The organism is Paraburkholderia saeva (assembly GCF_907164555.1).
GTDB lineage: Bacteria > Pseudomonadota > Gammaproteobacteria > Burkholderiales > Burkholderiaceae > Paraburkholderia > Paraburkholderia saeva.
This window is the reverse complement of record NZ_CAJQZC010000010.1, coordinates 1-16,454: the sequence shown is the minus strand read 5'-3', so window position 1 is coordinate 16,454 and position 16,454 is coordinate 1. Positions and strand designations below refer to the sequence as shown.

Sequence of the window (16,454 nt, the reverse complement as noted above, 5' to 3'; positions counted from 1 at the left end):
CGAGCCCCGCGTGCCAGCGCCTGCCGTATGTGGCCATCGAACGCCGCTGACCGGTCCAGCGACGGCGCCTGATCGATGGCTCAGCGTTTTTTTGCGGGTAACGGAATGACGCCCTTGACGTGTATTGTACCCGCTACCTCTGGCGGCAACTGTCCCCAATCGCCTTCGCTGCCGGGTTTTGTCTTCGCGTCAGGCGCCTCGGTTGAATCGCGCGTTTCCTGCTGCGCAGGCGGTGGTGAAGCGTGCCGCGCGTGCGTATCCGTCTCGCGATTCAGGCGACGGTGCCGCAGCACTGCTTCCGCCACGTGATCGACATGCCCGACCGTGATCGCTGCAGCGCCTTCGAGCGCTGCCAGCGCGCGCGCCGCGCGCAGCATGACGAGATCGGCCCTCAATCCGTCGACGGCGGCATCGATACACACACGGCTGACATGCTCGTGAAGCGCATCGTCGAATGCGAGTTGAGGCAGCCGTTCACGTGCAGCGTGAATACGCTGCACATACGCCGCCTGTTGCGTCGCGTAGCTTGCCCGGAACGCGCGCGGATCAGCGTCGAACGCGAGACGCGCCTTGACGATCGCTTGCCGCACATTCGGATCGAAGCAGTTTTCCAGCTCAACCATCAAACCGAAGCGGTCGACAAGTTGCGGACGCAACTCGCCTTCCTGCGGGTTCATTGTGCCGATCAGCACGAAGCTCGCTGCGTGACTATGCGAGACGCCATCGCGTTCGACCGTGTTCATGCCGCTCGCCGCTGCATCGAGCAATGCATCCACGAGCGAATCCGGCAACAGGTTGACCTCGTCGACGTACAGTACCCCGCGATGTGCCTTTGCGAGCAGGCCCGGCGAGAATTTCACGGCACCGTCGCGAAGCGCCGTTTCGATATCCAGCGTACCGATCAGCCGTTCTTCGCTTGCACCCAGCGGCAACGTGACAAGCTCTCCCTCAGGCAGCAACTCGGCGAGGGCCCGTGCGGCGGTCGACTTCGCGGTGCCGCGCGGGCCGCTCACCAGCACGCCGCCAAGCCCCGGATCGATTGCCGCAAGCAGCAGCGCCTGCTGCAACGACGCCTGTCCGACCAGCGCCGCAAACGGAAACGAAGTGCGTGCGGTGGACGACGCGTCGCCGCGAGGCGTATCCGTCGATACGTTCATGTTCGTGTTCCTTCGAGATGCTGTTCGCTTGCCAGCAGATGCTGCTCGATCTGCGCGCGATAGTCGCCAGGGTTTTGCCACAGGCCACGTCGCACCGCTTCGAGCAGACGCTCGCAGATGCCATGCAATGCATGCGGATTGTGCTTCGCGAGAAAATCGTGCGTCGCGCTGTCGTTCAGATAGGCGTCCGCGACAAGCGCGTACTGATGATCCGAAATCACACGCGCCGTCGCATCGAAACCATAAAGATAATCGACGGTGGCGGCGATTTCCGCGGCACCCTTGTAACCGTGGCGCTTCACGCCATCCAGCCATTTCGGATTCACCACACGTGAGCGGATTACCCGCGCGATTTCCTCATGCAGCGTGCGGATACGCGGTGCAGCCGGATTGCTGTGGTCGGCGTGATAGATGGACGGCTGCGTGCCGGCGAGATACCGCACGGCCGCCACCATGCCACCCTGAAACTGGTAATAGTCGTTCGAGTCGAGTACGTCGTGTTCGCGGTTGTCCTGATTCTGAAGCACGACATCCAGCGCCGCGAGACGCGTACCGAACATTTCGCGCGCGTCCTCGCCCGCCTCTTTCTGCGCGTACGCATAGCCGCCCCATGCCTGATACGCGGCGGACAGGTCCGCATCGGTCTGCCATTGACGTGTGTCGATCATCTCCTGCAGGCCTGCGCCATACGAACCCGGCTTCGCGCTGAACACGCGCCACCCTGCCCGTCGGCGCGCTTCGGTCGCGTCCATGCCGCGCGCCATCAACGCCGCTTTTTCGCGCAGCACGCGGGCGCGAACGGGATTCATGTCTTCGGGTTCGTCGAGTTCGGCGACTGCCTGCACGGCCGCGTCGAACAGATGCATCACGTTCGCAAACGCATCGCGAAAGAAGCCCGATACGCGCAAGGTCACATCGATACGCGGGCGATCGAACGCCTCGATCGGCATGATCTCGAAGTCGGTCACGCGATGGCTGCCTGGCGCCCACCTGGGTCGAACACCGAGCAACGCCATGGCCTGCGCGATGTCGTCGCCACCGGTGCGCATCGTCGCCGTGCCCCACACCGACAGCCCGATCGCGCGCGGAAAATCGCCATGTTCCTGCACGTGGCGCTCGATGAGCTGCTGCGCCGATTTGAGACCCAGCGACCATGCCGACTGCGTTGGCACCGCCCGTGTGTCGACCGAATAAAAATTGCGCCCGGTCGGCAGCACGTCGGGACGACCACGCGAAGGCGAACCGCTCGGCCCCGGGGGCACGAACCGGCCTTCGAGTCCACGTCCCAGCTGCAGCATTTCCTGCGGTCCACAGGCGTCGAGCCGCGGCAGGATGTCGTGGCGCAGACGCGCGATGACCTGCTCCGCCTGCGGTAGCGTGCCGGATTGATACATCGACGCAGTTTCACCCGCTATATCGTTGAGCAATGCCAACGCCAGCAGTTCGAGCCGCTCCCGCGTATCGCCGTTATGCCGCCACGGCGCGTCGCTGACCTTCTGAAGAATCTCGGGACGCGCGCCCTCCCATGTCGCCGACCAGTCCGCTGTCAGCGGATCGAACAGATGACCCATCTGCAGATCGCGCGCAAGTGCATCGATCAATCCGGCTTTCGCGCCCTGCCCGTCACCTATGGGAAAGCGTCCGAGGGCAAGCAGCGTATCGCGTCGCTGCACGCCTTGCGGCGAGTGCCCGAACGTATGAAGCCCGTCGCGAATCTGCGCTTCCTTCAACTCGCAGAGGTACGCATCGGCGCGCGTGAGCAGCGCGTCCTCCGCCTCCTGGCCGTCGGGCAGGCCGAGGCTCAGTTCCTCGTGCAGGCGATGCGTGATGATCGTTTCGAGAATGGTCCGGCGCAGCAGCTTCGAGCGACGCGGATCGACCATCAACGCTTCATAGTATTCGTCGACCTGACGTTCGAGGTCCTGCAACGGGCCGTAGTTTTCGGCGCGCGTGAGCGGCGGCATCAGGTGATCGATGATGACAGCCTGCGTGCGCCGCTTCGCCTGACTGCCTTCGCCCGGATCGTTGACGATAAACGGATACAGGTGTGGCATTGGTCCGAGAATAAGATCAGGCCAGCAGGTGTCGCTTAGCGCGACGCTCTTGCCCGGCAGCCATTCGAGGTTGCCATGCTTGCCGACATGCACGACCGCGTCGATACCGAAGCGGTGACGCAGCCAGAAATAGAACGCGAGATACGCGTGCGGCGGCACGAGATCGGCGTCGTGATAGCTCGCGTAATCGCCGCCTTCGCGCGAACGCGCCGGCTGGATGCCGATGAACACATGCGCGCAACGCCAGCCCGCAATCATGAAGCGGCCGCGACGCAGCGTCGGGTCTTGCTCAGGCGTGCCCCAACGCGCGTTCAATGCATCGCGCACTTCGGCTGGCAACTGCTCGAAATACGTCAGATAGTCGTCGAGTGCCAGGCTTTGAAGCGCCGGACGCAGGTCACGCACCACCGGGTCGTTCGTCACGCCTTCGGTCAGTCTTTGCATGAGCGCGTCGCCATCGGCGGGGACATCGTCGACGTGATAGTCCTCTTCACGCAGCATCGAAAGAATGCCGACGACGGACGCAGGCGTATCGAGTCCCACGCCATTGCCGATTCGCCCTTCGCTCACCGGATAGTTCGCGAGAATCAACGCGAGCTTCTTGTCGGCGTTGTCGATGCGCCGCAGCCTGCACCAGCGACGGCTCAGCTCGGCGAGAAACGTGACGCGCTCCTGATCGGGCTGATAACGCACGACGTCCACTTCGGTGTGCGGACATCGGTACGCAAGCCCCTTGAAGCTGATTGCGCGCGTAATGATGCGACCGTCCACTTCGGGCAGCGCGATATGCATGGCGATATCGCGCGAATTGAGCCCCTGGTTGTCCTTCACCCAGGCGTCGCGATTGCCGCCGCTCAGGATCACCTGCATGACGGGCGCGTCGCCCGCAAGCGCGAGCGGCTCAGGGTCGTCAATCGCCGAGGCGGCAAACGCCGTGGTGTTGAGTACCAGCGCCACGTCGTGTCGCGCGCACAGTTGCTGCACCATGTCGCGGCTGACGTCGTCTTTCAGCGACGTGATCGCGAGCGGCAACGGATTGAGACCCTGTGCATGGAGCGCGTCGATCAATGCATCGAATACGGCGGTGTTGGCGGCCTGCAAATGCGCACGATAAAAAAGAATCGCGACGACAGGCGCGTCGGCATGCCAGCGCGCCTGCCAGTCTTCGACTGTCGGAACATCGCGCGACGGATGGTAAAGCGATGCAGCAGGAAGCGGTTGCGGCAGCGCAGGCTCATCGCCCCAGCCCAGCGCACGATGCGCGATGCAGCGCAGAAAGCGCTCCGCGTTCTGCGGACCGCCCTCGCGAAGATAGCGCCATAGCTGATGACATAGCGCGGCATCGGCCGTGCTGCGTGCGAGCAGATTCGGGTCTTCCTGCAGGTCGCCGGAAAACATCGCCAGCACCTGCTGCCTGCGTTCGGCGAGCGCGACCACCTGCTCGATGCCGTAAGGCCAGTATGCCTCGCCACCCAGATGATCGACGACGACCACCTTCGCGTGCTGCAGCACATCCTCGATGTAGAAATCGACCGACGCCGGTTGTCTGAGAAACGTCACGTTCGCGAGGCGCAGGCTGGGAAAACCCGCGCCCAGCCGCGGAAACACGCTCGCGAGCAGCGACAGCGTGGTGTCGGCCGAGCTGAGCACCACGATGTCCGCCGGACGTTGATCGATCCGGATGACGCCCGCCGTATCGTCGACGAAGCCACCGGGCGTGGTGCGCAGCAAATGCATGTCGTGTTACGCCTGTTGCGCGGCGCCGTGCGGCACGGCGTTGAGCGCGACGTCGAACGCCTGTTGTAACGCTTTCTGGTCGAGGTCTTCGCCAATCAGCACGAAGCGGCTTCTGCGCGATTCTTCCGCCTGCCACCGCCGGTCGAAATAGCTGTCAAAGCGCCGGCCCACGCCCTGAATCACGAGACGCATCGCTGCGTCCGGCAACGCAGCGAAACCTTTCACACGATAGATCGTGTGGTTTTCGACAAGGCTCTGCAGTGCGGCGATGGTCGCTTCACGCGACGTTACCTGGGCCTCAATCACAACCGAATCGAACTCGTCATGGTGATGATCGGCATCGTCAGCGGAACCGTGGTGATCATGACGCAAATGAATAGCGTCTTCTGACGCCGATTGAAGACCCAGCAGCGCATGAAGATCGAGCTGCCCCATGTGCGCGCGCACCACCTTCACCTGCGACGGGATTTCTTCGCGGATCAATGCTTCGACTTCATTCTGCTTCGAATCGTCGAGCAGGTCGGTCTTGTTGAGGATCACCAGATCCGCTGCCGACAACTGGTCTTCGAACAGTTCATGCAGCGGCGATTCGTGATCGAGATTCGGATCGGCCTTGCGCTGCGCCTCGACGGCAAGCGGATTTTCCGCGAACTGGCCGCTTGCCGCGGCAGGACCGTCGACCACGGTGACGACCGCATCGACCGTAAAGCTGTTCTTGATCTGCGGCCAGTTGAACGCCTGAACCAGCGGCTTCGGCAACGCAAGGCCGGACGTCTCGATCAGCACGTGATCGATCTGCTCGCGTCGCTCGACGAGCTTCTCCATCACCGGAAAAAACTCTTCCTGCACGGTGCAGCACAGGCAACCGTTAGCGAGTTCATACAATTGACCTTCGGCTTCGTTGTCGTCTTCGTCGCAGCCGATGCCGCAGCCCTTGAGGATTTCGCCGTCGATACCGAGTTCGCCGAATTCGTTGACGATCACCGCGACGCGAAGCCCGCCCGCGTGTTGAAGAATGTGCCGCAGCAGCGTGGTTTTGCCGCTGCCGAGGAAGCCCGTAACGATCGTGACGGGAATCTTGCGCGTCTGCATCCTGACTCCAGGTGGTGGAATGTTGAAGTAGATGGGGACGAAAAACGGCTTGCCCGGATTAGTCGGACAATCGATGAAAGCGTGGACGACACGCCGCATCCCCGCGGCGCTTTCCTGTTTTTCTCGGGCCGGTATCCGGGCTGACGACTGCATGCCGTTCGCCTTCCCACCTGCACAACACAGGCAGTGGCGTTGAATGGCATGTGCGGATGATTGATCCGCAAGTCGCGTACCGTTGCGGGGGCAGCACAGGTTGGCCCGATCCGTGCAGGAAGGGCTCCCTGTTTCCCGTTTAACTGCGCGCACGGAGCGTGCGCGCGAGCACCAGAGTGCGTGCGAGTGTAGGCTTCGGCGGTGGTAACGTCAAGGAAAGGACCCTTGCGCACGGGCGTGCGCTCGGGTGGCTTTTGCAAGGGTTTTCAGCGCGCGCCTGTGATATCGTATGCGCGCGTTTGGTGCCCGCACGTGCATTCGCATGTGCAGTTAAACGGGAAACAGGAAGCAAGGTAACGCGCTCAGCCTGTGCTGTCCCCGCAACGGTACGCGACCCGCGGATCAATCATCCGCACATGCCATTCAATGCCACTGCCTGTGTTGTGCAGGTGGGAAGGCGAACGGCATGCGGTCGTCAGCCCGGATACCGGCCAGACGCAAGGGGCGACCGTTGCGATCGCCGAACGCCCGAGCCGCGGGGGACGGAATGAGGCGCCTGACGTGTGGCAACGCATGATTCATCTATTCCCTGAAGCCGTCATGACGACGACTTCTCCGCTTTCCCTCCCCGACTGCATCGCGCGGCCTGCGCCGTGCTGCACGCGATGAGCCGCGCCTGGTTGATCGGCGCCGGCCCCGGCGACGTCGAACTCATGACGCTCAAGGCGACACGTGCGCTCGGCGAAGCCGACGTCGTGCTCGTCGACGACCTCGTGAATCCCGATGTGCTGCAGTTCGCGCGCAAGGACGCGCAGATCGTCTACGTCGGCAAACGCGGCGGGCAACCGTCCACCTCGCAGGCAGGCATCGTCAATGCGATGCTCGCCCATTTGCGCGCCGGGCGCAGCGTCGCGCGACTCAAAGGCGGCGATCCGTTCGTGTTCGGCCGTGGCGGCGAGGAACAGCAGGCGCTCGCGGCCGCTGGCATTCGCGTCGAAATCATCAACGGCATCACGGCAGGCATCGCCGCGCCGGCCACGATTGGCATTCCCGTTACGCACCGCGATCACGCGCAGGGCGTGGTGTTCGTCACGGGACACGGCGCAGGCAGCAGTGAGCCGGATTGGCACGCGCTCGTGGCGACGCGCATGACGCTCATTATTTATATGGGCATGCGCCGGTTAAGCGAAATCGCCACGGCGCTTCTGGCCGCCGGTATGCCTGGCGATACGCCATGCGCCGCGATCGAATCCGCGACGCGTCCTGAGCAGCGGCACGTCCGCGCGACGCTCGATACGCTCGCATCAGGTGTCGCGGCGGCTGGACTCGGCTCCCCGGCGATCGTTGTGATCGGCGGCGTCGCGACGCTCGGCGAAACGCCCATTGCTGGCGGCGATACAGTATGAAAACCCTGACTGTCGGCATCGGTTGCAGACGCAACGCATCTGGGCCGCAGATCGAATCCGCGGTACGCGCGGCACTCGCGCTGGCGGGCCGTTCGCTCGACGATGTCGTCGCCGTCGCAACCCTCGAATCGAAAGCACGCGAGCCCGGCATCGCCGGATTCTGCGACCAATACGCGCTGCCGTTGCGCACCTTCACGGCCGGACAGATCGACGCGCTCGGCGAGATGCCGACGCCATCAGGCACCGTGCGCGCGCTACTTGGCGTCGACGGCATATGCGAGCCCTGTGCGTTGCTCGCGCTGCCGGGTGCCATGCTGATCGTTCCCAAAACCGTGCTCGATGGCGTGACCGTCGCCATTGCGAGCGCTCCCTGACTCCTCCGCAAACCGACCGCCTCCAGCCAACAGGACACGCCATGAAGACAGATCCCGAATCGCATCAGCGCATGACGCAACGCCGTCGCGAGGGCCACGAAAAGAAACAGGCTTCGGCCACGGTCGAGAAAGGCCTGTTGATCGTCAACACGGGCACCGGCAAGGGCAAGACCACCGCCGCGTTCGGCATGGCCGTACGCGTGCTCGGACACGGCATGAAACTCGGCGTGGTGCAGTTCATCAAGGGTGCGCTTCATACGTCCGAGCGCGACTTTCTGGGCGCGCAGGCACATTGCGAGTTCATCACAATGGGCGACGGCTACACGTGGAACACGCAGGACCGCGACAAGGACATCGCGACTGCGCGCAAAGGCTGGGACGAGGCGCGCCGCATGATAGAAAGCGGTGACTATCAGATGGTGATTCTCGACGAGCTGAATACCGTTCTGAAGTATGAATATCTTCCGCTCGACGAAGTGCTCGATGTGCTGACCGCGCGTCCAGAGATGGTGCACGTGGTCGTGACCGGCCGTCATGCACCGGATGCGCTGATCGAAGTGGCGGACCTCGTCACTGAAATGCGGATCGTCAAGCATCCGTATCGCGAGCAGGGCGTGAAGGCGCAACGCGGCGTGGAATTCTGATCGATGTCTGCGTGCCCCGCTCTCTTCATTAGCGCGCCGGCCTCGGGTCAGGGCAAGACCACGATTACAGCCGGTCTCGCGCGCCATCACGCACGAATGGGGCGACGCGTACGCGTCTTCAAGACGGGGCCCGATTTTCTCGACCCGATGATTCTCGCGCGCGCGAGCGGCGCGCCCGTGCAGTCGCTCGATCTGTGGATGGTCGGCGAACGCGCGTGCCGCGCGTTGCTGGCCGAAGCGGCGGAAAACGCCGACCTGATCCTGATCGAAGGCGTGATGGGTCTGTTCGATGGCACACCCTCCAGCGCCGATCTCGCGACAACCTTCAACGTGCCCGTGGTTGGCGTGATCTCGGCCAAAGCGATGGCGCAGACGTTCGGCGCAATCGCGTTCGGCCTTGCGCATTTCCGGCAAGGGGTGCCGTTTCAGGGCGTGTTCGCAAACCGCGTCGGTTCGGCGCGGCACGCGCAAATGCTGGAAGACGCATTGCCCGAGGGCTTGCGCTGGATGGGACACATCGCGAGCGCGAACGACATCGAATTGCCCGACCGCCATCTGGGGCTTCACCAGGCCGACGAAATTGCCGACCTCGACGCGCGCATCGATCGCGCAGCCGATGCGCTGGCAGGCACGCCGCTCGCCGAGCTGCCAGCGCCGGTCGATTTTGGCGCAGTGTCGCGCGAAACGCAGCCGCGTCTGCTCGACGGCATGCGGATCGCCATTGCGCGCGACGCGGCGTTTTCCTTTATTTATCCAGCGAACGTCGCGCTTCTTGAAGCGCTCGGCGCGAGCGTCGCGTATTTTTCACCGCTGGCCGACGCGCCCGCACCGCACGACGCCAACGCGCTCTGGCTGCCCGGCGGCTATCCGGAACTGCACGCGCAGACGCTTTCGGGCAATACCGTGAGCGCAGCAACGATCCGCGCGCATGCCCGTGCCGGCAAAACACTGATTGCCGAATGCGGCGGCATGCTGTATCTGCTGGATACGCTCACCGACGTGAGCGGCACGCGCACACCGATGCTCGGCCTGCTGCCCGGCAATGCGACGATGCAGTCCCGCCTCGCCTCGCTTGGCATGCAGCAGATCAACGGTACGCGCGGCGCGATGCACGGTCACACGTTTCACTACTCGCGCATGGAGACGACGATGACGCCGCTGACAACCTCTGTGGGCGCACAATCGGCGGCACCAGGCGAAGCAGTGTTCCGTGAGGGCAACATCGTCGCGACTTACATGCACAGTTACTGGCCCTCCAACCCCGCTTTTACGGCAGCACTCTTTCATGGCGAAGCGTTTTAGCGATCCGGACCGCGCGGCCGTCTACCGCGCCATTCACGAGCGGCGCGACATGCGGCACTTCGTCAGCGATCCGGTCGATCCCGTCGTTTTGAAGCGTTTGCTGGATGCAGCCCATCACGCGCCGAGCGTCGGCTTCATGCAGCCGTGGCGCATTGCCCGCATTACCGATGCGTCACTTCGCACGGCCCTGCACGCTGCCGTCGAACGCGAGAGGATCAACACCGCCGATGCGCTCGGCAAGCGTCGCGACGAGTTCATGAAGCTGAAAGTGGAAGGCATGCTCGAGTGCGGCGAACTGCTGGTGATGGCGCTCATGGACGATCGCGAAAAGCACATCTTCGGCCGCCGCACGCTGCCGGAAATGGACCTCGCTTCGGTTGCGTGCGCGATCCAGAACATGTGGCTCGCGGCACGCGCGGAAGGCCTCGGCATGGGATGGGTTTCGATCTTCGACGTCGAGGAAGTGCGTTCGCTGCTCCATATGCCAGCCGGCGCGCGGCCAGTCGGCATTCTGTGTCTGGGCCACGTCGAGGCGTTTTACGATCAGCCGATGCTCGAAACCGAACGCTGGGCATCGCGGATGCCGCTCGAAGCGTGCGTGTTCGAAAATTTCTGGCCTGAGGACAATGCGTCTGGCGACGGTGTGAACGCCGACGTTAGCGCCGTTAAAGGCGCTTGAGACTCACGCGGGTGTCGCTGACTCCTGGCTTCTGCGCGACGCGCCCACCATCACCTTCAACCCGGCCGACGTCAATGCTTTGGCGGGTTCGGGTGGCACCGCCTGATCGGTCACCAGCAGATCGACTTCTTCCGGGCTGAACGCCCGCACTAGCGCACTGTGGCCGAATTTCGCGTGGTCGGCCGCCACAACGCGCTGCTCCGCCTGAGCGAACGCAGCCTGTGCGAACGCCGCGTCCCACGGCAGCGAATCCATGAAATGCCCGTGATCGTCGATCGCCGTCACAGAGACGATCGCGTAACGCACATGGAACTGACGCATGAACGTCAGGACGTTCTCACCGAACGCGGACGAATCATCCGGACGCAATTCCCCACCCGTCATGAAAACGCGATTCTCGTTGCGAGGCGCGAGCGTGCGCGCGATTTCCGCGGAATTCGTGACGACCGTGAGCCGTGAGCGCGCGCACAAGGCCTGCGCAATGTGAACGCAGGTGGTGCCGCTGTCGAGAATCAGCGAATCGCCGTCCTCGATCATTTCAACGATGCGCGCGGCGATGACCTGCTTGCCCTCGCGGCTCTCCAGCATGCGGCGCTGGAACGGCGGCTCGTCGATGTGGTCGGGCAGCATGATGCCGCCGTGAACCTTGACCAGCAGCCCGTCGCTGATCATCGGTTTGATGGTGCGGCGGATGGTTTCGTCGGAGACGTCGAAAAGCTGCGCCAGCGCGGTAATCGTGCAGGTCTGCTGCGCGCGCACGACGCGCATGATTTCAGCCTGGCGCTGGGTCGGGAACATGGGCATGCCGTCGGGTCTCGGAGACCGCAGTCTAGCAAAAGCACTGGCCGGCTGGAAGACAAACTCCTCCAATATCCACATAAATCAACGTAACCACAGGCCTGATTCCGCACGATACCGCGTCGTAAACCGAGAAGATTCCGTGTTCATAGTCACTTTTCTGCCCTATACTTCAACTAATATCCACACATTCCCACACACATTCACGGAATTCAACCATGACAGTCCCTCTTCCCCAGCATGCGCGGGTGGTGATCGTCGGCGGCGGCATCGTGGGCTGCTCGGTCGCATATCATCTGACCAAACTCGGCTGGACTGACGTCGTGCTGATCGAGCAAGGGCAGCTGTCGTGCGGCACGACGTGGCATGCGGCGGGCCTTGTCGGCCAGTTGCGCGCGCAGGAAAGCATGACGAAGCTGATCCGCTATTCGACCGCGCTTTACGCGCAACTCGAAGCGGAAACGGGGCTGGGAACCGGCTGGAAGCAGTGTGGATCGTTGTCGGTCGCTCGCACGGCCGAGCGCATGACGCAGCTGAAGCGCACAGCCGCGGTTGCCCGCGCGTATGGCGTGGCCTGCGACGTGATTGGCCCGAAGGAAGCCGGCGAACTGTGGCCGGTGATGCGCACCGACGACCTGCTCGGCGCGGTCTGGCTACCCGGCGACGGCAAGGCGAATCCGACCGATCTCACCCAGGCGCTCGCACGCGGCGCGCGAACCGGCGGCGCGCGCATTGTCGAAAACACGCGCGTGACCGCGATCCACACGCGGCCCGCCGCTTCGGGCGGCCGCGAAGCGTGCGGCCTCGCGTGGCAAAACAAGGACGGCGAGGCCGGCACGATCGAAGCCGAAGTCATCGTCAATTGCGCGGGCCAGTGGGCCAAGGCACTCGGGCGTCTGTGCGGCGTGACGGTTCCGCTGCATTCGGCCGAGCATTACTACATCGTCACCGAACGCATCGCGGGTGTGCATCCGGATCTGCCGGTCATGCGCGACCCGGACGGCTTCATCTATTTCAAGGAAGAAGTCGGCGGTCTCGTCATGGGCGGCTTCGAACCGGACGCCAAACCGTGGGGCATGAACGGCATTCCTGAAAACTTCGAGTTCCAGTTGCTGCCCGACGACTGGGACCAGTTCCAGATCCTGATGGAAAACGCGCTGCAACGCGTGCCCGCGCTCGAAACCGCACAAGTGAAGCAGTTCTACAACGGCCCGGAATCGTTCACGCCCGACAACAACTTCATCCTGGGCGAGGCGCCTGAACTGAAACGCTTTTTCGTTGGCGCCGGGTTCAATTCGATGGGAATCGCTTCGGCCGGTGGCGCGGGGATGGCGCTCGCGGAATGGATCGTCGCCGGTGAACCGACGATGGACCTGTGGCCCGTCGATATTCGCCGCTTCGCGCGCTTTAACGGCAACGATACGTGGCTGCACGATCGCGTCAAGGAAACGCTCGGGCTGCACTATGCGATGCCCTGGCCGAATCGTGAACTCGACAGCGCGCGACCGTTTCGCCGCTCGCCGCTGTACGCGCTGCTCAAGGAAAACGGCGCGTGTTTCGGCAGCAAGATGGGCTGGGAGCGCGCGAATTTCTTTGCGCCCTCGCCCGCGGAAGCGCATATCGACTATGCGTTCGGCCAGCAGAACTGGCACGCGTGGAGCGGCGCGGAACATCGCGCGTGTCGCGAGGCCGTGGCGCTCTTCGACATGACGTCGTTCTCCAAATTCCTGGTGAAGGGGCGCGACGCCGAAGCGGTGCTGCAAGGCATCGTCGCCAACGATGTCGCGGTGCCGCCCGGCACCACGGTCTATACCGGCATGCTCAACGAGCGCGGTACGTACGAATCGGATTTCACGCTCACGCGGCTTGCCGATGACCAGTATCTGATCGTCACCGGTTCCGCACAGACCACGCGCGATTTCGACGCGATCGAGAAGCTCATTCCGCGCGACAGCCATTGCACGCTCGTCGACGTCACCGGCCAGTACACCGTGCTTGCGGTGATGGGGCCGCATTCTCGTGCGCTTTTGCAGCGCGTCTCCAGAGCGGACTTCAGTAACGAAGCGTTCGCGTTCGGGCAAAGTCGTGAAGTCGATATCGGCTATGCGACGGTGCGCGCCACGCGGCTGACGTATGTCGGCGAGCTGGGATGGGAACTGTATGTGCCCGTCGAGTTTGCCGTCGGCGTATACGAGACGCTGCATGCCGCGGGCAAGGAATTCGGGCTCGTGAACGCGGGCTACTACGCGATCGATTCGCTGCGGATCGAAAAAGGTTATCGCGCGTGGGGACGTGAACTGACGCCCGACTCGAATCCGTTCGAAGCGGGGCTCGGATTTGCCTGCAAGCTGGCGAGCGGCATCCCGTTTCGCGGGCGCGACGCGTTGCTGAAGCTGAAGGCCGAGCCGTTGCACCGACGCATGATCGTGCTCACCGTCGACGGCGCCAGTGACCGCATGCTCTGGGGCGGCGAAGCGATCCTGCGCGACGGCGTAGTGGTGGGATTCGTCTCGTCGGCCGCCTTTGGGCACACGTTCGGATGCCCGGTGGCGATGGGCTATGTGTCGAACGCTGCGGGTAGTGTCGATGAGGCGTTCCTGACAGGCGGCCAGTTCGCAGTCGACGTTGCCGGCGACGTGCTGCCGGCAACGCCGCATCTCAAGGCGCCCTACGATCCGAAGTCGCTAAGGATCAAGGCCTGACCGGGCATTGTGCAGGGCGCGGCGGCCGCGATCTTACCCGCGCCGCCCCGATCTCGCGATGTCGCGCGGTGCTGCGCCCAGGAGCCGGTTGACCCAGTGCGCCATGTGGCTCTGATGCGAAAAGCCTGTCTCCAGCGCGATCTGCGTGACGCTCAGGCGCCCTTCCAGCAGCAACGCCCTTGCCCGCTCGACCCTGCGCAGGATCACATACTGATGCACGGGCACGCCAAGCGTCTCCCTGAACAGCGCCTTGAAGTGGGGCACGCTCAGGCCCGCGACGGCAGCGAGGTCTGTTAGCGTAAGCCGCTGGTCCAGGTTCGCCTCGACATAGTCGATGATCCGTGTCGCCATATGCGGCGCCAGCGTGCGTCGACGGTCGTCCCGCTCCGGCACGCCCGCCATCAGCCTGACGATCAGTGCCGTGCACAGGCTCTCCGCGTACAGCGCATCCGATGTTTCTTCCGCTTCGAGTTCCGCTCGCAACGCCCACGAGAGATGCTGCAGTCGCGGGTCGCGCAACTGGAACTGCGGCCGTAACGTAGTGCGTGAAGGGTTCGCGCCGAGTTGTTCCATCGTCGTGCGCGCGAAGGCTTCGTCGATCCAGATGCGCAGAATCGTGCAATCGCCTTCGTCCGTCCATTCGCCATCGAGCCCTGCCGGGATGACGTCCATATCGCCATGCGCCTGGATGCGCGACACGCGCCGGCCCTCGCACCGGCAGCGCGCTCTCACTGGCGCGCCGACATGCACGCCGATGCGGTGATACGGCGTGCCCGGAATGCGGTGCGGCCCCGCCGCGATACCCACCATTTCCGCGCCAAACCCTTGCCAGCCGAGCAGTTCACTCGAACGCAGGCTGACGGTTCTTCTGGCCGGTGGCGTATGCAAAGGGCGCACAGCGTTCATGACGATTCCTTCTGCTAGAGGCTTCCGAGCGCCCATTGTGATGCCATCCGGAAGATTCTGCTGGCGCTCATTGCCGTACAATTCGTCGAAAATAATCATCCATATCTGCTCAAACTCATCCATGTTTGTGCATCCTGATCGGACCGCTCGCCGATGATGAGTCCCACGCCATCACATCACCGACGAGGAGCGCCACGTGTTTGTCATTTTCGGAGCAACAGGACATGCAGGCCGTCTCACTGCGATACGGCTTCGCGAAGCGGGTCTTCCCGTGCGCGCTGTTGTCAGGCGCGCGGACCAGGCAAAAGAATTTACGGCCCTTGGCTGCGAGATCGCGTTCGCCGACCTCGCGGACCTGACGTCGGTCGCGAAAGCCATTGAAGGCGCCCAGGCCGTCCAGATGATCTGCCCGGTGCCATCCGGTCACGCAGACCCTGAATACGCGATGCGCACCATGATCGATGTCGCCGTGCAGGCGCTGCGCGCCAACCCGCCACCCCATGTACTGGCAATATCCGATTACGGCGCCGAGCTCGACATGAATACCGGCATCACCGGCCTCTTCCATTATCTGGAACAGCAGTTCTGCGTGAGCCTGCCGCGTCTGACGCTCCTTCGCTCTGCAGAACACATGCACAACTGGCGCCGCGTGATACCTGTCGCGCTCGCCACCGGCGTGCTGCCGAGCCTGCATCATCCGGTGACAAGGCGCTTCCCGGCCGTCGCCGCGCAGGATGTCGGCGCGCTGTCCGCGGCGTTGTTGCAGGAAGGTCCGCCCGTTGGCGCGACGCGTATCGTGAGCATCGAATCAACGACACGCATTTCTCCAGCAGACGTCGCCCGCGTACTGCAACAGGAAACCGGGCGTGAAATCGTGGCGCGGGAAGTGCCACGCGATCAATGGTCCGCGGTGCTCACCCGGGCCGGTCTAAGCGGGAAGCATGCGCAGCTCATCATGGATCTTTACGATGCGCAAAACGCCGGGCACATCGATTTCGAAGCGGGTGTCACCGCGCACCGCTTCGGCACGACTGCGCTCGCGGACGTGCTCGCGCCGCTCGTCAGACACGCCGCGCCGCACGCCCAGTGAACCGTCACGCAATCGAGGAGGCACGCGATGCACGCCTGCAACCGGATAAACGCCCTGCTTGCAACCCGAGCCTCTCCGGCAAAGAGAGACGGAATCAAAAACGCGAAACAGCGCGTCACGAAACAAGGGCTGATTGCGTTCGCGCTCGCCATCACGGGCGTGAGCGCATGGCGCGCGTGGCGCCATCTGCTCGCGCTGCTTCCCGACAGCAACGACGATTTTTCCCTCCACTAGCGTAGCGCGACCCGGGTACGTGCAGCAACGGACGTAAACGACTGCGGCGCGGGGGGGGGGGGAACCCCCCCCCCCCCCCCCCCCCCCCCGCCACAAACAACAACACCGCGGAGGTGTTTTAGAAAA

General features: G+C 63.6%; 13 protein-coding genes and 2 riboswitches. Of the genes, 8 read left to right on the top strand and 5 right to left on the bottom strand.

Annotation, left to right across the window (positions count from 1 at the left end):
* Nucleotides 1–80 precede the first annotated feature (80 nt).
* The 3 genes from LPA36_RS22800 to cobW are packed head-to-tail and all read right to left on the bottom strand — an operon-like array spanning nucleotide 81 to nucleotide 6,040.
* Nucleotides 81–1,157 carry an ATP-binding protein gene (locus LPA36_RS22800; protein ID WP_228881894.1) on the bottom strand — a complete coding sequence of 359 codons (1,077 nt, stop codon included), beginning with the start codon at nucleotides 1,155–1,157 and terminating at the stop codon, nucleotides 81–83.
* On the bottom strand, nucleotides 1,154–4,948 hold the full coding sequence (cobN, locus tag LPA36_RS22795; protein ID WP_228881892.1) for a cobaltochelatase subunit CobN: 3,795 nt from the start codon (nucleotides 4,946–4,948) through the stop codon (nucleotides 1,154–1,156). The genes LPA36_RS22800 and cobN overlap by 4 nt, the downstream gene beginning before the upstream one ends.
* A gap of 6 nt (nucleotides 4,949–4,954) precedes the next feature.
* A complete protein-coding gene (gene cobW, locus LPA36_RS22790) occupies nucleotides 4,955–6,040 on the bottom strand; it encodes a cobalamin biosynthesis protein CobW (protein WP_228881891.1) in 1,086 nt (361 codons plus the stop codon).
* A 109-nt stretch (nucleotides 6,041–6,149) separates the two neighbouring features.
* A riboswitch (cobalamin riboswitch) is annotated at nucleotides 6,150–6,384 on the bottom strand.
* A 92-nt stretch (nucleotides 6,385–6,476) separates the two neighbouring features.
* A riboswitch (cobalamin riboswitch) is annotated at nucleotides 6,477–6,703 on the top strand.
* Between the two features lie 155 nt (nucleotides 6,704–6,858).
* On the opposite strand from cobW, the gene cobA reads away from it, so the two are divergent.
* From cobA to bluB, 5 genes are read left to right on the top strand one after another with little or no spacing between them, the layout of a single operon-like run.
* Nucleotides 6,859–7,599 carry a uroporphyrinogen-III C-methyltransferase gene (gene cobA, locus LPA36_RS22785; protein ID WP_228881889.1) on the top strand — a complete coding sequence of 247 codons (741 nt, stop codon included), beginning with the start codon at nucleotides 6,859–6,861 and terminating at the stop codon, nucleotides 7,597–7,599.
* Nucleotides 7,596–7,973 carry a cobalamin biosynthesis protein gene (locus LPA36_RS22780; protein ID WP_228881887.1) on the top strand — a complete coding sequence of 126 codons (378 nt, stop codon included), beginning with the start codon at nucleotides 7,596–7,598 and terminating at the stop codon, nucleotides 7,971–7,973. Before cobA ends, LPA36_RS22780 begins: the two co-directional genes overlap by 4 nt.
* Nucleotides 7,974–8,014: 41 nt before the next feature.
* Complete coding sequence (gene cobO / locus LPA36_RS22775) at nucleotides 8,015–8,617, top strand: cob(I)yrinic acid a,c-diamide adenosyltransferase (RefSeq protein ID WP_228881881.1); 603 nt, start codon at nucleotides 8,015–8,017, stop codon at nucleotides 8,615–8,617.
* Nucleotides 8,618–8,620: 3 nt separating this feature from the next.
* Nucleotides 8,621–9,919, top strand: coding sequence for a cobyrinate a,c-diamide synthase (locus tag LPA36_RS22770; protein WP_228881880.1), 1,299 nt, complete (start codon nucleotides 8,621–8,623; stop codon nucleotides 9,917–9,919).
* Complete coding sequence (bluB, locus tag LPA36_RS22765; protein WP_228881877.1) at nucleotides 9,903–10,598, top strand: 5,6-dimethylbenzimidazole synthase; 696 nt, start codon at nucleotides 9,903–9,905, stop codon at nucleotides 10,596–10,598. The genes LPA36_RS22770 and bluB overlap by 17 nt, the downstream gene beginning before the upstream one ends.
* Before the next feature lie 3 nt (nucleotides 10,599–10,601).
* Here bluB and LPA36_RS22760 read toward each other — a convergent pair whose 3' ends face one another.
* Nucleotides 10,602–11,396 carry a DeoR/GlpR family DNA-binding transcription regulator gene (locus tag LPA36_RS22760; RefSeq protein WP_228881875.1) on the bottom strand — a complete coding sequence of 265 codons (795 nt, stop codon included), beginning with the start codon at nucleotides 11,394–11,396 and terminating at the stop codon, nucleotides 10,602–10,604.
* 218 nt (nucleotides 11,397–11,614) lie between these two features.
* On the opposite strand from LPA36_RS22760, the gene LPA36_RS22755 reads away from it, so the two are divergent.
* Nucleotides 11,615–14,098 carry a GcvT family protein gene (locus LPA36_RS22755; protein WP_228881873.1) on the top strand — a complete coding sequence of 828 codons (2,484 nt, stop codon included), beginning with the start codon at nucleotides 11,615–11,617 and terminating at the stop codon, nucleotides 14,096–14,098.
* Nucleotides 14,099–14,131: 33 nt separating this feature from the next.
* Here the strand turns inward: LPA36_RS22755 and LPA36_RS22750 are convergent, their stop codons facing one another.
* On the bottom strand, nucleotides 14,132–15,004 hold the full coding sequence (locus LPA36_RS22750; RefSeq protein WP_228881871.1) for an AraC family transcriptional regulator: 873 nt from the start codon (nucleotides 15,002–15,004) through the stop codon (nucleotides 14,132–14,134).
* Nucleotides 15,005–15,200: 196 nt separating this feature from the next.
* Here LPA36_RS22750 and LPA36_RS22745 point away from each other — a divergent pair, with 196 nt between their 5' ends.
* Together LPA36_RS22745 and LPA36_RS22740 are read left to right on the top strand one after the other, a co-directional pair.
* On the top strand, nucleotides 15,201–16,094 hold the full coding sequence (locus LPA36_RS22745; protein WP_228881870.1) for an NmrA family NAD(P)-binding protein: 894 nt from the start codon (nucleotides 15,201–15,203) through the stop codon (nucleotides 16,092–16,094).
* Nucleotides 16,095–16,121: 27 nt separating this feature from the next.
* Nucleotides 16,122–16,328, top strand: a complete 207-nt coding sequence (locus tag LPA36_RS22740) for a hypothetical protein (protein WP_228881868.1) — start codon at nucleotides 16,122–16,124, stop codon at nucleotides 16,326–16,328.
* Nucleotides 16,329–16,454: the final 126 nt, after the last annotated feature.

Excerpts from the sequence above, each read along its gene's own strand:
- LPA36_RS22760 (WP_228881875.1), bottom strand. The coding sequence starts at position 11,396 with ATGTTCCCGACCCAGCGCCAGGCTGAAATCATGCGCGTCGTGCGCGCG.
- cobO (WP_228881881.1), top strand. The coding sequence starts at position 8,015 with ATGAAGACAGATCCCGAATCGCATCAGCGCATGACGCAACGCCGTCGC.
- bluB (WP_228881877.1), top strand. The coding sequence starts at position 9,903 with ATGGCGAAGCGTTTTAGCGATCCGGACCGCGCGGCCGTCTACCGCGCC.
- LPA36_RS22800 (WP_228881894.1), bottom strand. The coding sequence starts at position 1,157 with ATGAACGTATCGACGGATACGCCTCGCGGCGACGCGTCGTCCACCGCA.
- LPA36_RS22755 (WP_228881873.1), top strand. The coding sequence starts at position 11,615 with ATGACAGTCCCTCTTCCCCAGCATGCGCGGGTGGTGATCGTCGGCGGC.
- cobW (WP_228881891.1), bottom strand. The coding sequence starts at position 6,040 with ATGCAGACGCGCAAGATTCCCGTCACGATCGTTACGGGCTTCCTCGGC.
- LPA36_RS22740 (WP_228881868.1), top strand. The coding sequence starts at position 16,122 with ATGCACGCCTGCAACCGGATAAACGCCCTGCTTGCAACCCGAGCCTCT.
- LPA36_RS22750 (WP_228881871.1), bottom strand. The coding sequence starts at position 15,004 with ATGAACGCTGTGCGCCCTTTGCATACGCCACCGGCCAGAAGAACCGTC.
- cobA (WP_228881889.1), top strand. The coding sequence starts at position 6,859 with ATGAGCCGCGCCTGGTTGATCGGCGCCGGCCCCGGCGACGTCGAACTC.
- LPA36_RS22780 (WP_228881887.1), top strand. The coding sequence starts at position 7,596 with ATGAAAACCCTGACTGTCGGCATCGGTTGCAGACGCAACGCATCTGGG.
- LPA36_RS22770 (WP_228881880.1), top strand. The coding sequence starts at position 8,621 with ATGTCTGCGTGCCCCGCTCTCTTCATTAGCGCGCCGGCCTCGGGTCAG.
- cobN (WP_228881892.1), bottom strand. The coding sequence starts at position 4,948 with ATGCATTTGCTGCGCACCACGCCCGGTGGCTTCGTCGACGATACGGCG.